Genomic DNA, 17,707 nt, shown 5'->3' with positions numbered 1-17,707 from the left:
GAGGATAATTAATTTCAGATCAATATCAGTAATCGCTCCCTCAATTTATCAAACTGCGATTTCAACTCCTGTGCCCGCTCATCTTCTGCGAGTGACAACATATCCGAGATGATCTCCATATTCTCAATTTCTGCCAGTTTTTTTCCTTTTGATCCGGCACCATTCCAGATGTTTGTAATGTTCCTGAACAAGTCATTCCATTTTTCGGTTGAGATGGTATCCTGGCTCAGCATCACTAAACTCAGATCATAAGTCACATCCTCCAGCAGTTCCCAATAATCCATGTTGCGATAACTTACCCTTAACTGTGATTTATTATTTTTTATCTGCTCTGACAGTTTAAGATGTTTTTCAGGATCGAAGACGGCATCATTTGGGTGGATGAGATCTAAAATGCATTGCATCATTATCCAGTTGTTTAATGAATATGATTTCTTACTGACAGCATACGCCTCCCGGTAATATTCTACCGATTTCCTGTAGGCTGCTTCTTTTTTTTCTTTATCACTTATCAGCCCCAGTCTTTTGTGGGCACTTCCCAATAAACTAAGTCTTTCAGAAGTACGGTTGATCTTAACCAATTGATTTAACTCGCTGATTAAATCATTCATGATTTGCGGTAGTTTTTCTTTTTCTTTATTGCACCTGAAATCCTGTACACATTTTTTGCTTCTTAGATTGCATAACTTTTCCAATGAGGCCACTGAAAACGTAGCATTTTCCTGCTGCCTTAATATTTCATATTTGTCAACGGCCAGGTCATATTCACCCAACTCAAATAATATTGAAGCTTCCAACTCGAGCACACTCCCGGTGTTAATTTCTGCTATTGAAACAGCTTTAGAAATCAGGTATAATCTTGCAAGAGCGTTGTCGCTGGTAATGTTCCGGGTATCAAGACTGTTTTTCAGGTTGTTAAGATCGACGAGTGCTTCTTCTTCAATTGCGTAGTCGGGGATATTGTCTTTTTTCTCCGCCGTCCGGTTTATTAACTTGTAAAATGGATCACCATAACATTGATAGGCTCCCCAGGTATTATTGGAAGGATAGGTTTCATAGAGGAAAGATCTCGCAGCAGTGACCGAATCCCCAAAATTGTAACCGGCAAACATATTTGAATAAAAGATTTTTGCGAAGTCCTGGGCTGCCTTATCATTAACCGCCCATCCCGCGGCAACAACAACTTTTACACCTGCCTGTATGAGTTGGGTTCCAATATTAGCAGCCAAACGGAATCTATCCCTGAAATATTTGTTGCTGACCGTCTCATGTTTTCCGAGATGACAACAATTCACAAATACTAATTCCGGGATTGTGCTCAGTTGTTTTATGTCAAAAGTAGTCAGGTAAACATCATTCCCGATAACCATTCCCGATTTTCCTGGCTCGTTGGGATTGAAAACTCCATGACCGGCAAGATGGATGATTTTGAAATCATTGCTGAAAAGATTTAATATTAGTTGTGATGCATTTTTATTCACCAATGTAATATTCGGGAACTCGTATTGATTTAACAGATCCTGAACCTGCAATGCTTCATCCCTGGCCCCCTCCAACTGGCTGACAAAACCGTTAAGCATAGGGTCGCCAATTACAAGCGCCAGCTCGGTTGCTACCCGTTGTATATTTGAGGCATAATCCCTTGTAGACAACTGGCGGATCATCCCGGAACCTATACACAGGGGTTTGGTGTCATTAATATTTTCCTGCAAGAGTTCCCAGGGATAGGCTGCTGTGTGCTCATCCAGTATCCAGTTTATGCTTCCCTTTTTTTTGAGCTGGTCTTTAAACTCATTGGGTATCATTAATTCAAACAAAGCTTTTGCAGATGTTGAAGTCCACCTGTTTTGTGTCGAAACCCGTTCGAGAAAAAGATCTATCAGCATTGTGTTGGTAAACAATTCCTTCTCCTCTTCGCTGGCTCGCCTGGTAGAGGTACTAAAAACTAAACTTGATACTTCTTCTGTTCCTATGATAACTGTTTTATGTTTAACAGTTATCCTGTTCCACCACTCTTCACCAATATTCATTGGTAATCGTTTTCTGAAACCAAACAGCTTCTTTATCTTCTTATTTGCAATTTTGATATTGTAAATACTATTCTCTTTGCTTTCAATTTTACTGAGCGAGTAGAGACCGCCGAGGGCCCTGTCTTCAAGTAGCTCAATGAATTCAATATGCCTCACTAATTTCAAACCCGCACGGTTAACGATTTTAATTTTTTTATTGGCATTGTTAACACCGTCAATGATTGCTTTGAGTGAATTCTCGAGTGAAAGTCCACCGTAACCGCATCCAATGATCAGTGATGATATTCCAACGTCTTTTTTAGTAGTGGGCTGATTGTTAATGTTGAGCAGATATTTCATAACTCCCTGCTCGACCGTTTTGGCTAACTGGTGGCTGGTCAAAAACCCGGGCTCACCTAATCCTACAATTACAGCCCCGGGAAAATCGCCTTGTTTATATGTTGGTAAGATAACAGTGTTTGTGCCTATCTCTCCCGGGTACAAGTCTAAATGGAGTCTTGATGAAAGGCTTCCGTTCAAAAGAATATCAATCGCTTTTTCAGCACTTAAAATTCCGTCATTTTTAAAGTGACCTGCGAACACGGGGAAAGATGTATATGCGAGATCGCCATTGCTAATACTTACTGAAACTGGAATCTGGCTTACAGCAGCTATTGTTGGTTTTGCTCTTCCGAATATGGCGTTTCCAACACCTCTTTCTGTAAAATTAAAATTGTACACTTCAGGCATCCGGAACATGTCAGATTCTCTGCTGGTGGAAGGCCTTGAACTGCTAAGCATACTGGTGTATCCTTTCTCAAGTATTTCCTCTATGCCGTCAAATATATCACTCTCGTCTGCCAACGCACCATGCGTAACATCCACATAATATACCGATTTGGAATCTACCAGTTGTTTGGGAATACCCGACTCCCAGGTTACAGTCTGGTCACCTTCACTAGTACACAAAAAGACCAATTCCGTCCTCGGTGGTATCATGTGATTATAATAACCGGAAGGAGTGAATTTATCTTTACCCGCTATATAAATAATATTTGAATAATCGATACTGCTGCTCTTTGAAATAATATTATCCCTATATGTTTTAAAAATTTCAAGTTGAGTATGGGTTGGTACCGGCCAGTAGTTCTCGCCGCTCGCCTCGGCCATCTTTTTCCAGGTGTCCGGATTTGCGAAGTCGTTGTTATCTTCAGTTGTAAGCGGGAGCAAACTTAAAATGCCTGGGAAGTTCGCAAACAACTCAATCAATTCTTTTTTAGTATGCTTGCGGTCAAGCAAATTCAATGCGTTGATGATTGGATCGTTGCCAAAGAGGAGAGTAAGGATTCTGAAAGATCCGAGCAGCGGTGCACCAAGATATAATAATTTGAAACCTGCCGAAGTATTTAACCTGGCCCAGCTTTGCGGATGATTAATGATGAAATCACGTACCAATACACCACCCATAGAATGCCCGATAATTTTGATGGGTTGATTATGTTTCATTAAACTAATGACCACCTCGTTAAATTCATTAGCACAGGCGCTCAACTGCTTGCGCCAGTCAAATGGATATACAATAACATCATAGGTATAAGAAAACCTGTCGACGATGCTGCTATAAGCAGATTTCATTATTGATGTGGCGGTAATTGAAGGGTCTGTGATATCACCCAGTTCAAATAATCCTCCTGAAATTGACGATGTATATTCGAGCCATAACTTATTGTTTTTTCGGGATAAGTTTGAAGCCAAGATACCAGGAACTAAAACGATTATCGGCTTATTGCCGGTCGGCAGATTCGGAGAGGTATATAATTCACCGTATTCGATTCCGACCAGGCCCCTGTCGCTGGCCGGAATATCGTATTGTTTTACACTTTTAAACCCCGGTATTTCATCCCCATCAGAGGTTTTTAGTGCTAAGGCAATTGAGTGCCTTGTTGAGACATTCATAAAATATTTGAAGTGGTCAACTTCCGGCCCCTGATCAAAGAAATACTGGATATTGCCAGTTCTTTTTGCACCCAGGTACATCGAATCGGTATTAACGACCAGGTCATTTCTTTGTCCGTGAAACCATCTACCGATGATTGCGAACAATGCTTCCCGGGTGCCACCCAGATTGGTGTTACCTGAAATTATTGCTAAGCCAGAACTTGGTAGTTCCATATCTGCCATATCATTTAAGATCTTGATGAAAGGTGATTCAGGACTTTGGGCTTCGAGGCCAGGTAATACACTGATATTATCTTTTGTACTTAAAGCTTCAACAATGAGCTCCTTCGACAAATCCGCAATCGGACCAGAATGCTCGCTCAGGAAATTGAAGAATACATTCAGAATTGTATCTAGCCGTCTTGCAGCCAGGCTCGTGCCCGCTGCAGGACAGGCAATCCGAATAAATTTCCGGACTATTATTTTCTTGGTTGCGAAAAGGATGTTCAGTTCTTCTATACAGGCGATGTCATCTGCCCTGTCGTATTTTTCGAGGAGTTGTAGATTTTCATTGGAAAAGCCTGCGATAGAATTGCTTCCGTTTCGGGAATATCTACAAAGTATTTCTCCCAGCAGGCCACCGCCTGCATGGCTAATAATATGAATATTTACTAAGTCTGGCAGTGCTTTTACGAGTTCAACAACATTCCTTAATGGACTTTTTGTAAGAGAGCGGTATTGATAGGTTAGTACATTTGGCCCATAAGTTTTATGTATATACCTCCATGTGTCTGAATCCTGTAACGATGAAAATGTGATATGCGTATTCGAAATTGTTCCATGGAGAAAAAGTAGAAAAGGTTGCTTGGTTATTGTAGGGTCCAGAGGAGCCAGGCAGAAATCACGGTTAAGTGAAAATAAACCTTCTCCCTGGGCCATAAGTTTTTCTTCGACTTTATCAGCAGCAATAACCACTCCTCCATATACTTCTTTCTTAAGATATACATGCACGTTTTTCAAGAAGACCCCATTTTCATTGTCTCCTACCAGAGGCAATTTCAGGGGAATCCAAAAAGACTCGTCTGGACTCATTGTCGTATCAGCGAAATTGGGAAATAATTCATGCATGGTTGTTGCATCGCAAATCCAAGTCGAATTGTCATCAAAAACAAATTCAAAGATTTTATCGTTTTGCTCAATATTTATCAAATGAGTGATTTTACTATCTAAGTCACGTTCAGAAAGCAAAAAACTTTCAACATACTGAAGGGAAGGAGGTGTTGCAAATGACAATACTTTTTGTATTTTTCCGGGGACCGTGATACTTTTAAAAGTCGTCCCCCAAGTTTTAGTAAGCTTGCGATCTGCCAGTATTTTCCAGGTGGACCGGTCTTTAAACGCGGAGAGCATTCCTCTAAGCCCGGCAAATCCTGCCAGGTCTTTTTTTGTGATTTGATGTTCTTTAATTTTGTGATTTGCTTTTAATTGTATTGATCTTTCTTCCAGGGTTCGGCATATGATCTGCAATTGTACCGGGTCGATCTCGTTTGTCTCTATCCATGTTTTTTCTATCAATCTTAAAGAAAGAAACTTAACTATTTCATCCAATGCATCGGGAGCAAAACTCAGTGTTGGGGAGGCGAAAACAATATCGTCTATCTCAATAAGACCTGGTTTGGTGATTGCCTCACTAGCTGTATCGGGAGTTAATGGCTCTAAGCGAAAACGATTTGAATAAAGCGAAGGGATTTTATCAACAAGGGTTTCTAAATTTCCTAAATACTCTTCCCGCAATGAGATTACAATCTTTATACGTAATCTTCCTTCCTTAGCTTTTAAAAGAAGATCAGATATCTGCCCGATAAAATCCCTGCGATCCGAATCACTATAGTCAACACTAAATATTTCTTCTAACTGGTCAAAAACTAAAACAGGAGTCGCTAACTTATTGTCAACTGACCATATCTCTGTTTCTGCAAGAAACTGTTCAAGCGATACTTGTTCCTGTTTGACCAATATTTCAAAGTCTTTATGAATATTTTCGGATAATGCAGACTTTATCAGGTCTTGCAAATTCCCATCGTTTTTATTAAGGCGCAGATACAAAGGATAATAGGTTTGCTCTCTTAACAATTTGAAAACGCCTGCCTGGAGAATCGAAGTTTTTCCATACCCGGATTTAGAATATAGAACTGTAAGGTTTTCAGAGAGAATTGAAAATAAGAGAGTCTGGCTAAGTTTTTCTCTACCAAAAAAAAGCTGGTTGGAAAGGTCCGTGTCTGTAAATGAATTGAAGCCTGGATACCTTTTGTACATTATCTTGCGGTTGATTTTTTAAGGCGTTCCTGATTTCTAAATAGTTCTATTGCAAGTTTATCAACATTGCTCATTACACTCAGATCCCAATTATTGATTGCATTGATAAACTTGAAATCAGTATCCGTCAATTTCGACTCTATTGTATCAATGTAGGCGGGATAGAGATAATTTTCGTCACGTGGAAACTTGGATGCCCTTTCGATTGCGAGTCTTATCTCTTTGTTTAAAAAGTTCACCGGGTTATCCCGAAGGTTTTTGCTTTGTAACAGTATAAACGCATCCGAATCTTCAATCATTTTTTCAATCCTGTTTTTCCAATCGCCTATAAATTCAGATCCGTGATCCCAGTAAACCGAGATTTCCTTTGCCTCTAACCTTTCTACTATTGGTTTAACAAATCTTAAGTCCTCCCTTTTATAACTAATAAAAACCTTTATTTCTTCCTTAAATGAGGAAGGAATTTTATCGTTGTTTCCTGAATGTTTTTTAAACTTTTCATAAAAGAGTTGGTATTTTTCCGTCAGTGTATCAATAAAAGATTCCTGATCAAAATGATAGAGACACACTTTTAATTCGTCTTTAAAAAATAAAATGGCTGGTTGATTCTCATCATTTATGGTTGACAAATATTCCAAGGCAAATGACATTGTTTTTTTATTTCCCATTGTAAGTGCATGAAGTAATAATCTGAAATACCAGTTTTTTGCAAGAATTCCAAATCCAAGAAAGAGTATAGAAGTTTCTTCATGAATCAATTTAGCACGAACATATGGCGGTAAGGCCGGCGATTTTGATATTATGTTACTTAGAAATTGAATCATATCATAGTCAGTAATTACTAAAGAGTTTGGTTGCTGAGCCGAGCCATACAAACTAAACAGAAATGGGTCTGTATCTGTTCCATCATCCGAAAAAGTGGCTTTATTACTTTTAAAATGATAGAAGTCTGATTTTGGAAATTTGCCGGCTTTGTTCACCTGATCAAGAAAAAAGCTACTATAATTTGTGTCAATGATAAAGTTTAAAGGAAGAGTTGCGAGTTTTGAAAAACCTTCAGATGATAATTCGGGAGAGACTTCAAAAAGGTAATCTGTAATAAGGGTCTCCAGTTCCTCCCTTGCCTGCACATGACTATTGTCACTATAGGCAATAAAATCCCGGACTATCTGGCAAAAATCCTTCTCACCAATTTGCCTACTGTAGTCTTCAGGAAGTCGCCGGTATTGGAGAATGTCTTCAGAGACCTTTTTTATTAGAAGTTCATTGAAAGTGGTGTGTTTTTTAATATTCCCATCCTGGATCTCGATTTGAAATTCTGATCCAATCATCAGGATACACTTTCTTTCGAAAATATTTCTGCACAATTTGTTCCATTCCCGTTCGGTCATTTGGTATCATTTAACGGTGGCAGCGATATATGGGGGTATTAGAAAATCTAATGAAATGAGGAAATATTCTAACTAATTTAAGTATTCTTGAGAACTTAATCAATCTCCATGGCAGCTATATTTCAAAAGATTTGGAAATAATATAAAAAAAGAGCGGTGCCATTGTTTTATGATCGACTGGTCTATCTCCTTTTAAGAGCGCTTTAGAAATGGGAATATAAGCACTTCGGGTATATGAAAGCTGCTGCAGTTATTATGGCAATAATAAGATTAAATTTTAGTGTTGAGCATTGCACCCGAAAGATGAAGTCTGCAATGCCTTTACGAGCTATGATTTCTTAATCGCTGCAGCAATGAGCAATGCCAGGTTATCTTTCCATAAGCGCTGCAGCAAACTGAACGATCAGCATCGAATTGTTCGTTTTTTGGATTTGCCCATTCAAGTTTTTTAAGAACAGGGGTCAATTCTGCCGCTCCCATTCTGACTGCATGCTCAACGGCATAAAACAATTCCTGCTTATCTGCATAAAATGGCATGATTGAAGCAAGCCTTGTAGCCGACCTTCCGCACCAGTTGACGGCATTTGAAATCAACCGGCAGGCTTCCTTGTGTCCCCTTAAATGCTGAAGGCCCGCATAGGCATATAACGCAACGATATTAGCATTCACACAACAATCCATCATATTATTCCTGCCGGCTTCAAGCCAGGTATAAAAAGCCCCTGCCTTAAACCAGTGCGGATCACGATTCCCAACTGCCGGTAATCGATACTTATCAAGCACGATGCAGGTATCCCTGATTATTGAATTTCGGGTTATCCTGCCTGTTTGTAGAAGAAGCAAAGTGATCAGGGCAGTATCATCGGCATCATCGGGCACTGTTATTTTCGAAGGCACACTTATATTTTGTGCGTTGTGTTCCGACGGATAAAAATTGTAAGCACCCTTTGTCGATGAAGAAGCGCATGAGGAGAGGAAGTCAAATGCTTTGTTAATTACATTTGGAGGAGCCAGGCCAGGTCTTTTTTGCAACTCGCGTAAGACCAGTGAAGTGATACATGAATTTACATCTTTTCGGCTATCATTGTTTAGCCGGATCACTGTTTCAAAACCTCCACCTAACTGCTGGCTTACGCTAATCAACTCTGATATTGATTGAATTAACATCATGCTATGACTTGCTATGACATGTTACGCGATTTCTGGTGGTCTTAATCCAATCTGAAATATTTTTTTTCCATCAGGTGTAATAGTAAAAGCTACCAGGCCGTGATTGGTTAACCTGCCGGTTTTATTGGCAAGTGGCTCTGTAATCTGCGCATAAATGCCAAAGTCCCAGCCAAACCAATCGCTATATCTTAATAAGCTATTGCGGATACAGGGATCGCCTGGCTCAAACACTTTGTAATTGAATGTAAATATCGTGATGGCTTCCGGTAGTCCGACTTCATCAAGGGCTACACTGAAGCCAAGGCTATCACCTATAAATGATTTGTCGAACTTTCGTTTACTTAGTAAACCTACAAATTCAAGTAACTCTTTTCCCTGTTCGGCAAACCCCAGGCAACGCATAAGATATAGCAACTGCCAGACATCAATCGATGAGAGCCTGAAATAGTATTCAATTTTACCGGTAGAATTTGCACTTAACATGCGCAATGAAAAGTGCTGTCTTTTCATCACTGAAAAATCAGGTAAAAATCTTTGCAAAAAGGATGCACCGATTTCAGCGCAGGTTTCAGTTACTTCCAGGTAAGTTTTAAAGCGATCAGTTTTTCCATTGTCATGACGCCCGGCCATCCATGCCCCATAAGTTAATGTGGGCTGTTGCACAAGTTTGCTTATTGTTGTTGATATACTAACAGGTGGTAAAGCATTTGATTTTCTCTGTAACAACGCAGATGCAATCTCAATCTTTTTTGCTTCTCCTGTTTCCGGACCCGCTATTTCAGTTGTATAACTGATAGCGTTGGTTACAGAAGAAAAAGTAAACTCAACCGGGAACCCATCTCCCGTTAGCCTGCTAAAAGAATACTTAATCTCGGGCCATATAGACTCTTGCAGAGGCCAGAGGAACCCTGATAGTGAATATGCGGCACGAAGTGCAGGTTCAGCATTGGTTTCGCCGAATATCCCCAATACCCGGTCAATAGCCTGGTAGTTTATCTTGAGTCGTTCCATCCTGCAAGAAATTGTTCTTCCATCCTGTTCATCTGACCCATCAACTGGGGAGTTTGTGTAACTCCCGGATGATGAGGAACAATCTGGGAAGTTATTTTTTGGCTAACCCTGGTATTTAGTTGCGTCATAAGATCATGGTAAGTGATTGAAAAATTACTTGCATTTACCAAATCTATGAACGATTGTGTTAGTAGTCCATGACCTGCAGCTCCATTACTACCACTCACTTCCCATGAAAGTTCATCAAAGCGGCATCCTGAAATCAGGGTAGACTTAGAAAACTGAACAAGCGTTTTATTGGGATCCACGTCAAGGTCTAACCTGTCATCTGCGCCCTTGCGTACGTTTCTGATATTATTATTCATCACAGTGGATGATGGCGGTATGCATACACCCATCGGAATCAGTGTTCTTAAAGCCCTGAGTAATGCATCGATATATTCCTGGATCATTCTTAGCGACCTGGTTTTAACTATATCGTCTGCGTTGTGCATTCCGCCTGAGTGACAGGAGTCGAGTATCACATTAAAATTTACAAACGATGGATTCAATGAATCAGCCAGCCGGAATAAATCAAAGTCTGTGATTGGTGCACCTGAAGCAGGTATGATCGCTTCATAATGCCTGTCGCTGTCAAACCGCCCTTGCACCGCCGGGAAGCGGCTGCCATGACCTGAATAGTAAAAGCAAGCCACATCACCTGCTTCAGAATTTTGTAAAATATACGCCACTGCCCGGAGGATATTAGCACTGCTGGCATTCCTGTCCTTGTAACAAAATACCTGGGTTGGATCGAACCCAAAGGCATCCACAAGCATGTGGTACATTTCGTTGGCATCATTCACACAGCTGCGAAGGTTTGATGCTCCAGTCGGGTCAATTACGGAATAATCGTTGATGCCAACTATAACTGCTCTTTTTGTCATATACTTTTCTTTGAATTTGATAATTATGCAACTTGTATGAACTCGTTGTCTGTCTCTACGAATGGGTTTTGTTGAATCTTGCCGTCCCTGCCAACCATGGTTATGCGATATCTGAATATTTTCTTTTTATTATCCATAAGCGAAATACGCAACGGAACAATATCCGTTTCGGTGCCTTTTATTGTTATTTGCTCATTCCTGCTATATGAATTGGCATCATCTTTATATTCGACGTCAATGAATGCTTGTCTTATAGCCGTGTCGTCGAACGATGGAATGAGTTTTAATTCCAGTGCAGCAGGGAATGGGTCATCTACAAATATGGTTGTTGCCCTGGTTGTCACAACCGGTATTTCGAGCGTTGATCTATCTTTGAGATGATGAATAAGACGATAACTGATTGTTCTGCCTGCTGTATTCGGTATGCGAAGCTTCCATGATTGTTCCGGCGAATCCGGCAAAACAGTGATGGTCTTTTCTTTTCTGAATGAACTACCATCGTCATAATTCAGAAACACGTCTGTCGATTCTACAACCCCTGCATCTATTTTATGCGGCTTAATTTTAATCTCGAGAAATCCTATATCATTAAAAGGATTTAACATCAACGTCCTGTCTTCAGTTATTTTTTCAGGAATCTCATACGAAAATTTCGATCCCTCCCATTCGCTCAATGGATCAAAATGATACTGAACATTATAACTGTAAGCAGTGTTACGCGACTTATTCATAAAGACTTCAAATTTCCTGGCGTCTTTCTGAACAGTGTCAAAAACAAAATCACCGTGTTTATGATCAGTAGGGTTTGAACGGTCGCCATAATCAAGTGAAACCTGTAAAGACTGAAGTCCTATACGCGCGAAATCAATCGGAGCTTCCGCAGTTACTGTAAAGACTCTGAAAAACGGATCATCAAGGTCAACCTCTATAAAATGATTTTCCTTAGTCAGGTCGGCCAATAACAGACCGAAAAATCCCTGTGGTGCATATGTTCTTTGTGTTGCTTCCTGCACATTGTATTCGAAGGTTAATTTTTTCAGCTCTTCCTGTTTTACAAATTTTAATTTGAATGAAACAGCGAAAGGTATAGCACTGGAACCTGCTGATATTGCATTGGCGCCTGCGTTTGAGGCTCCTGCCGGAACACCTTGTGAAGTATTTGGTGGTGTAGGCACCGCAGGTACTCCTAATCCTTCGGTAGGGCTTACGGTTGGCACGGTTGGGGTGCCGGGAGTCTCTGTGCCTGGAACTGGTCCACCCACAGCAGGTGTCGGCGGCACTCCTACAACAGGTGTCGGCGGCACTCCTACAGCAGGTGTGGGCGGCGTGCCGGTTGTTGAACCTGTTGTGCTTTGCCTCGCCGGCCGGGTGCCGGCGGCTGCAGCCGGAACTGCAAAAGGATTAGCATGTTCATCAGCGGGCCCCATACCTGCAGTTGGGCTGGGGCCAAGGTTGGTGGGAGGGGCTACCGGCGTTCCTTTTGGTGGCGGAGCCGGTGTTGCGGGTGGACGCATTTGAGTTCCCCGTCTGATTACATCATCAAGCGAACCCGCCTGTGCACCACCTCCTGCCAGCTGGCCCGGAGTAAGTGTTGGCTTGAACCAATCATTTAAAAGGGTATCCTTAAAAAAGTTAAGTGCCCAGGTCTGTTGCTCTTTTAAATCATCATCACCTGTAAAATTGATTACTTCAATTTTGATTACACCATCCTGGACAAGCTTTTCAAAGCCGGCATCAATACCCGCCTGTACAAAATATACCTGTGCATTCAGGCTTGCACTGAACTGATCGTATATTCTTTTGAAATCGGCAGTTATTTTTACATTAAGCGCCGGCCGCATACCTGTAAACTTCAGATCATAAATAACACCGATAGGCGATGTGCCCTTTTTGAAAGCTTCTTCGAGTATAGTTGCTCCTTCCTGGCTAAGTGTAAGGCTAAAAGCTGCAGAATTATCTCCGTGTAATGAAGGAACCGAAGCCCCAAGAATTTTCTCAACTGCATTAAAGGTGCCTTCAGTAGCTGCAGTTGCCGCAGTACCACCTGCACCCTGGATATTAAGTGCGATGCACTGTACTGTGCCTTCGTCAAAAGGAACCAGCGCCAGTTTTGGTTTGCCCCGGGAAACCGAGCGTAATTTTGATAAGATCCGCCTTTCCTGTTCCATGTCGAGTTTTAGGTTTACTTCAAATGTTACAAAACCGCCGCCTTTCGCACCACCGGATACAGCTGCCGGTTTATACTTAATAAAAGTGAATGCAGCCCTTTCGTCTTCACGCCGCCTGGCAATCCTTACCGGTCCTGGCAAATACCAGAATTGAGAAGGGTCTGCATGATCAAAGAATACCGTGATGCCATCGATTGTCATTGACTTGCTACCTAATAACAACATAAAAAATGATTTAAGATATTTGTGACATTATTTAATTGGGATGGTAATTATTCCTACCTTCTCCTTTATCCAGTCGCTGCTACGTGAAAGACCATTGTTATAGATGTAGCTTGTTTTATACTCGTAAGCACTGGCATTCGCATCAACATAGTCATACTCAAAATTTTTCTGTTCTCCATTGCTTTTGAGTGAAAACGCATCCGTATAACTCAGGCCATGAGCCGCATCTTCGTACCTGATATCAACTTTTATCTCCCTTAAGTTTTTCTTGTTAAAAGCGACTTTGTCGGTTTGTGTAGTAACAATTCTATGACCCTTCATATCGCTTCTTAAAATCACTCTTTTTTCCATCGTAAATGAAGGTGGTATACGGATCAGGGATCCATCCTTAAAAAGCATGGTCACATCAAACTGAACAAGTTGTTTATTCTTATCAATCAGCTCGACACTGAATTGTTTAGGATTGCTGTCCGTTTCCCTGAAATCAAAACTTTCGCTTTCGCTCAGTTCATTTTCAGGATCTTCATAAGACACATCTACAAAAACATTTTCCACTTTTTGCCATTCCACATTGGGTACAATGGAAAGTTTTCTTTTTTGAGGAAATGGATCACGTAATGTCACCCGCTCTTCGGTTGAGTTTTTCCATGGCATTTCAACGTCCTTGCTATCATTGGAGCGATAAGTGATTTTGTATGAAAATTCATCCTTCAAAGCATCGATCATAAAAATTTTCCAGGCTGCTTCCTTTTTATCTTTATTAAGCAGATAGCTGTCTTCCATCCGGATGTTGTTGAAAGTGTCAGAATATCTGAGTTCAATCTCTATTGCTGAATAACGATCCCATGGGAAGTCTAAAGCCACAATAGGCACCGTAACTATTCCATACAATTCACGCGGTTGAATCTCAAGATTTTCAGCTTCGATAACACGTTCTTCCGAATCCAGAAAAAGCGGCCGCTCTCTGCCATCACCACTTTTGAATGATACCCGGTATGAATAAGTTGCCTTTCGTATTAGTTTTTTACCCGGTTCAAACGCGCTTGTCCATTGCAATAATTTTTTGTCAGTAGATGATTCAAGTATGATGTTTTTTGGTTCACCGTTATATCTGACCGTGACATTTATTGAACTAATGTTATCTTCTTCAAAATTGCCACGGCTGATAATTTCAATCCGGCGTTTGATAAACCATGGATTATCCAGGTCCACTTCAACAATAAAGTCTTCAATTTTTACACCTGGCTTCCGGAGCACAGAGGCGAGGCCCGATAGATGTGCCTGCGGATAAATGTTTTTCTTAACCGTGGTACGTTCGGTAATATTTGTATTGAGTGTTTTATGATCAATACGTGTTATATCAATTTTTTTATAACCGAAAGATGCAAAACCTGCTGCCCCTCCTGTTGCCAGCATTGATGATACTTTCTGGGCGGTTGAGGTAGCTTTATCCAGGTCGGTGGCTGAAGTGTCGATCGGGCTTATAGAAGAGGTAAAAAAAGTTTCAGTAATCATTTCCTTTACTTCATTTACCGCTTCATCACGCCGTCCGATTACTCCGCTGTTTTCCTGGTCCTCCGTTACGAAAGTGTCTACTTCGATAATAATTGCCCGCGATTCGATCAGTTCATCAACGACTTTTTCTATCTCAACAGATGAAAACATAAAGGAGGCGCTGAAACTTTCGTCCATATGTGTTTGAACCCGGTTCCAGTCGACCGACAGCTTTACAGAATAAGCAGGTCTCAGTGCGAGAAAGCTAAGTGAATAAACTATCCCGATAGGACTCATCTGACCTTTAAGTGCTTCTTCTAAAACTGTTACTCCGTTCTGATCAAGCTGCACTGAAAATGTCGCCTGGTTATCACCATACAAAGCTGGTTTTGCATGATGATCCATCTTGATAACAAAGCGAGGCTGGTCAGTTGCGGTTTCAGGCGGAGGAGGCGGAGGGGTTGATGCTCCGGGTGCTGGTGGCGGTGGAGGAACTTCTGTTTGTTTACCAAGCAAGAGCAGCCTGACTGTTCCATCTTCCAATTGAATAGGTGCCATACGCGGCTTACCCTGTAGATGCATGTCCTGCCTTATTTTGCTTGCAATTACATTCAGTTCATCTTCAGGTAATCCGAGGTTCACATCAAAATTGAGAAAGCCGCCGTTACCCGCTGTGCCACGGTATTTGATCAATTGGATCTGGGGCATATCGACATTAGTGTCCGGGTCTTTTATTAAAGTCAGATGCGGCATAAGCGGGGCGAAATACCATTGTAAGGGATCGTTGTGATCACCAAAAACGGCAACGCCATTTATGATCATGAATGGAGGATTCAGATATAACATATTTGTATTTTTAGGTGGTTAAACTGGCAATTCCGGTAAAATGGTTAATTCATCTGTGGTAACCCGGGTTGGCCTTTTTACGCTACCATCAACTAGGAAATAGTTTGCCTCCCAACTGAACTTGCTATTCTGCTTATCCTTCAGGTTGACTGTCCACTCAAATGGCGCAGTAGCACCGGGCCTGAAAATGCAGTCTATCACTTCATCGATATCATTAACAGTATCGGTATAATGCAAGGTGATTTTTGCGAGTTTTACTCTCTTGAAGTCAAGAAGATCCGGGAGCACCTGCACTTTCAAAACCTTTTCCACCTGCGGCCCTACGATGATTGAGTTTCGTTCAGCCGTGGTAATTGGTATATCTTCAGACAGACCGCTTTTGTATCTTATAGTTCCACTATAAGTAACCTTTCCGCTTTTGGAATCAATAATGGGTATACTCCATTCACCAAATGGGTTTGCCTTACTCAGCTCGATTTGTTTGTTTTGTCTGTAGTTATTGTCCGGTTCATCGTATTGCAGGTCAAGCAGAATATTATCTATTTCGGTGTCGAGATTTCCACCGGCACGTATCATGATATCCTTGAAGTCTACAAAAGGATCTTCTATAAATAATGTCCTGGAATTCCCTTCTCTTGGCTTAACCGAATATTCTTTACCACCTTTCATGAAATATTTGATTTGATATGTATAAGGATTGCTAACGGGAACCAACAGTAGTTTTTCGAAGCTGTGCTCGAGATGATCAGCATCGATTGTAAACACATCTTCAAACTTGTCAATATCATTTGCGTTGTCTTCGTATGAGATGGTGACCAGCGCTTTATTCACCTGTTCAAAATTTATATCACCGGCTCTTACTGCAATATTCATGTAGCCGAGATCATCCACGTTTACCGTAAGCACATTTTCCTCTGTTTCGGTGGGCTTCGATTTGAAAGTTTTACTTGATCCCTTATAATTTACTACATATGAATAGGTGTATTTGAAACTGTTATTAACAAGAAATGCCTGGTAATTTGGCCGGTCTTCAACTTTGGAAATACTGAATTCCTTTGGATCAGCGCCAGGATATTTAATTAGCATCTCAACACTGTGAATAGGGAGGTTTGTAAAATCTGCATTCACGATCATGGTGACGTTGAGCATTTTGAAAAATGGGTCATCCAGGTCAATAGTTCTGGCATAGTCTTCCCATTTTAGTGGCTTGCCATCTGGTCCTGTAAGATTTGTAATATTGGGTAGAATGCCCTGTGGAGCAGGGTTCCAATCCATAGTAACCCCTTCCTTAAACCTGAGGTCGAAGCTCGCGATTTTCTGAGTACTGATGTTACGTGTCACATCTTCGATACCATCGGGCTTTTTCCGGTCATCAGCAGAAACCGGGGCGATGGCCTCTATCATCTTTTTCTCGATATTATCTTCCATGGTACGGGTAGCCCAGTCACGTATCTGGTCTTTGGTCTTTTGATCTGTCATTGCTCCCCAGTCAAAATCAAGCGTATAAGATGACGAATCCCTGAACTGTTCACGTATTGTTTCCTGGTATGAATCTTCTGCCCATACATTCCACTCTGTATCGATTGTCTGGCTAAAAGAATAAAATTTTTCTGAGGAGAAGTGACCTACAACTTTGATAGGAGGCAATTTCACAAAGGTAAACAGGTCATATACGATGCTTACCACACCGCCTTTGCCCTGCAAGGCCTGTTCGAAAAGTGTAGCACCTTCTGCGCTCAACTCCATGGTGAAAGTGGCGATATTCCTGCCAAATAAAGAAGGCTTACCCGGGCTCCATATTTTTTCGATCATGGTGCCATCAGCAGCCTCCATAACAAGTTTTGCGGAGCCTTTTGTCCAGGGAATTTCACCAATGGTCACCGGGGCGGGGGGCAAACCCCTGTTGGCTCTTATCTTGTTGAGACGTTGTTGCAGCCCGTCAATGGCAGCATCTTTTTTATCTTTTGGTACATCAAAAGTGGCATCAAAGAATACATACCCACCACCGCGTTTGCCATTTTGCCGGTCGATAGGATTCCTGTATTTAATAAACTTGAACACTGGTGTTCCGTTTTCAATGCGAAAACGTGGACTGTCTGCGAGCATGTAATAAGTGCTCTCGGATCTGTCGTCAGTGTAAATGGTAACACCGTCGACTTCCGGAAGGATGATTGTTTTATCAAGTTGTAACATATGATTGTGGTTTTATCTTT

Annotated in this window: 8 protein-coding genes; all 8 read right to left on the bottom strand. The window is 41.2% G+C overall.

The features are described 5' to 3' along the window. Window positions 1-14: 14 nt before the first annotated feature. Window positions 15-6,263, bottom strand: a complete 6,249-nt coding sequence (locus VK664_RS06545) for a CHAT domain-containing protein (protein ID WP_461397826.1) — start codon at window positions 6,261-6,263, stop codon at window positions 15-17. Further along, window positions 6,263-7,654, bottom strand: coding sequence for a toll/interleukin-1 receptor domain-containing protein (locus VK664_RS06540; RefSeq protein ID WP_461397825.1), 1,392 nt, complete (start codon window positions 7,652-7,654; stop codon window positions 6,263-6,265). The genes VK664_RS06545 and VK664_RS06540 overlap by 1 nt, the downstream gene beginning before the upstream one ends. Window positions 7,655-7,975: 321 nt before the next feature. Then, complete coding sequence (locus tag VK664_RS06535) at window positions 7,976-8,797, bottom strand: hypothetical protein (protein WP_461397824.1); 822 nt, start codon at window positions 8,795-8,797, stop codon at window positions 7,976-7,978. 48 nt (window positions 8,798-8,845) lie between these two features. Next, window positions 8,846-9,835 (bottom strand): hypothetical protein, encoded by a 990-nt coding sequence (locus VK664_RS06530; RefSeq protein ID WP_461397823.1) that lies wholly within the window; start codon window positions 9,833-9,835, stop codon window positions 8,846-8,848. Continuing rightward, the gene (locus VK664_RS06525) at window positions 9,817-10,761 is read right to left on the bottom strand and encodes a caspase family protein (protein WP_461397822.1); all 945 of its coding nucleotides are present in this window, start codon (window positions 10,759-10,761) and stop codon (window positions 9,817-9,819) included. The genes VK664_RS06530 and VK664_RS06525 overlap by 19 nt, the downstream gene beginning before the upstream one ends. A gap of 23 nt (window positions 10,762-10,784) precedes the next feature. Further along, on the bottom strand, window positions 10,785-13,154 hold the full coding sequence (locus tag VK664_RS06520; RefSeq protein WP_461397821.1) for a hypothetical protein: 2,370 nt from the start codon (window positions 13,152-13,154) through the stop codon (window positions 10,785-10,787). A gap of 27 nt (window positions 13,155-13,181) precedes the next feature. Continuing rightward, window positions 13,182-15,494, bottom strand: coding sequence for a hypothetical protein (locus VK664_RS06515; protein ID WP_461397820.1), 2,313 nt, complete (start codon window positions 15,492-15,494; stop codon window positions 13,182-13,184). 18 nt (window positions 15,495-15,512) lie between these two features. Continuing rightward, complete coding sequence (locus VK664_RS06510; RefSeq protein WP_461397819.1) at window positions 15,513-17,687, bottom strand: hypothetical protein; 2,175 nt, start codon at window positions 17,685-17,687, stop codon at window positions 15,513-15,515. Between the last annotated feature and the right edge of the window lie 20 nt (window positions 17,688-17,707).

The organism is Flavitalea sp. (assembly GCF_035489435.1).
Taxonomy (GTDB): Bacteria; Bacteroidota; Bacteroidia; order Chitinophagales; family Chitinophagaceae; genus DATHKG01.
The sequence above is the reverse complement of the archived record's forward strand: the minus strand, read 5'-3'. Positions and strand labels throughout refer to the sequence as shown.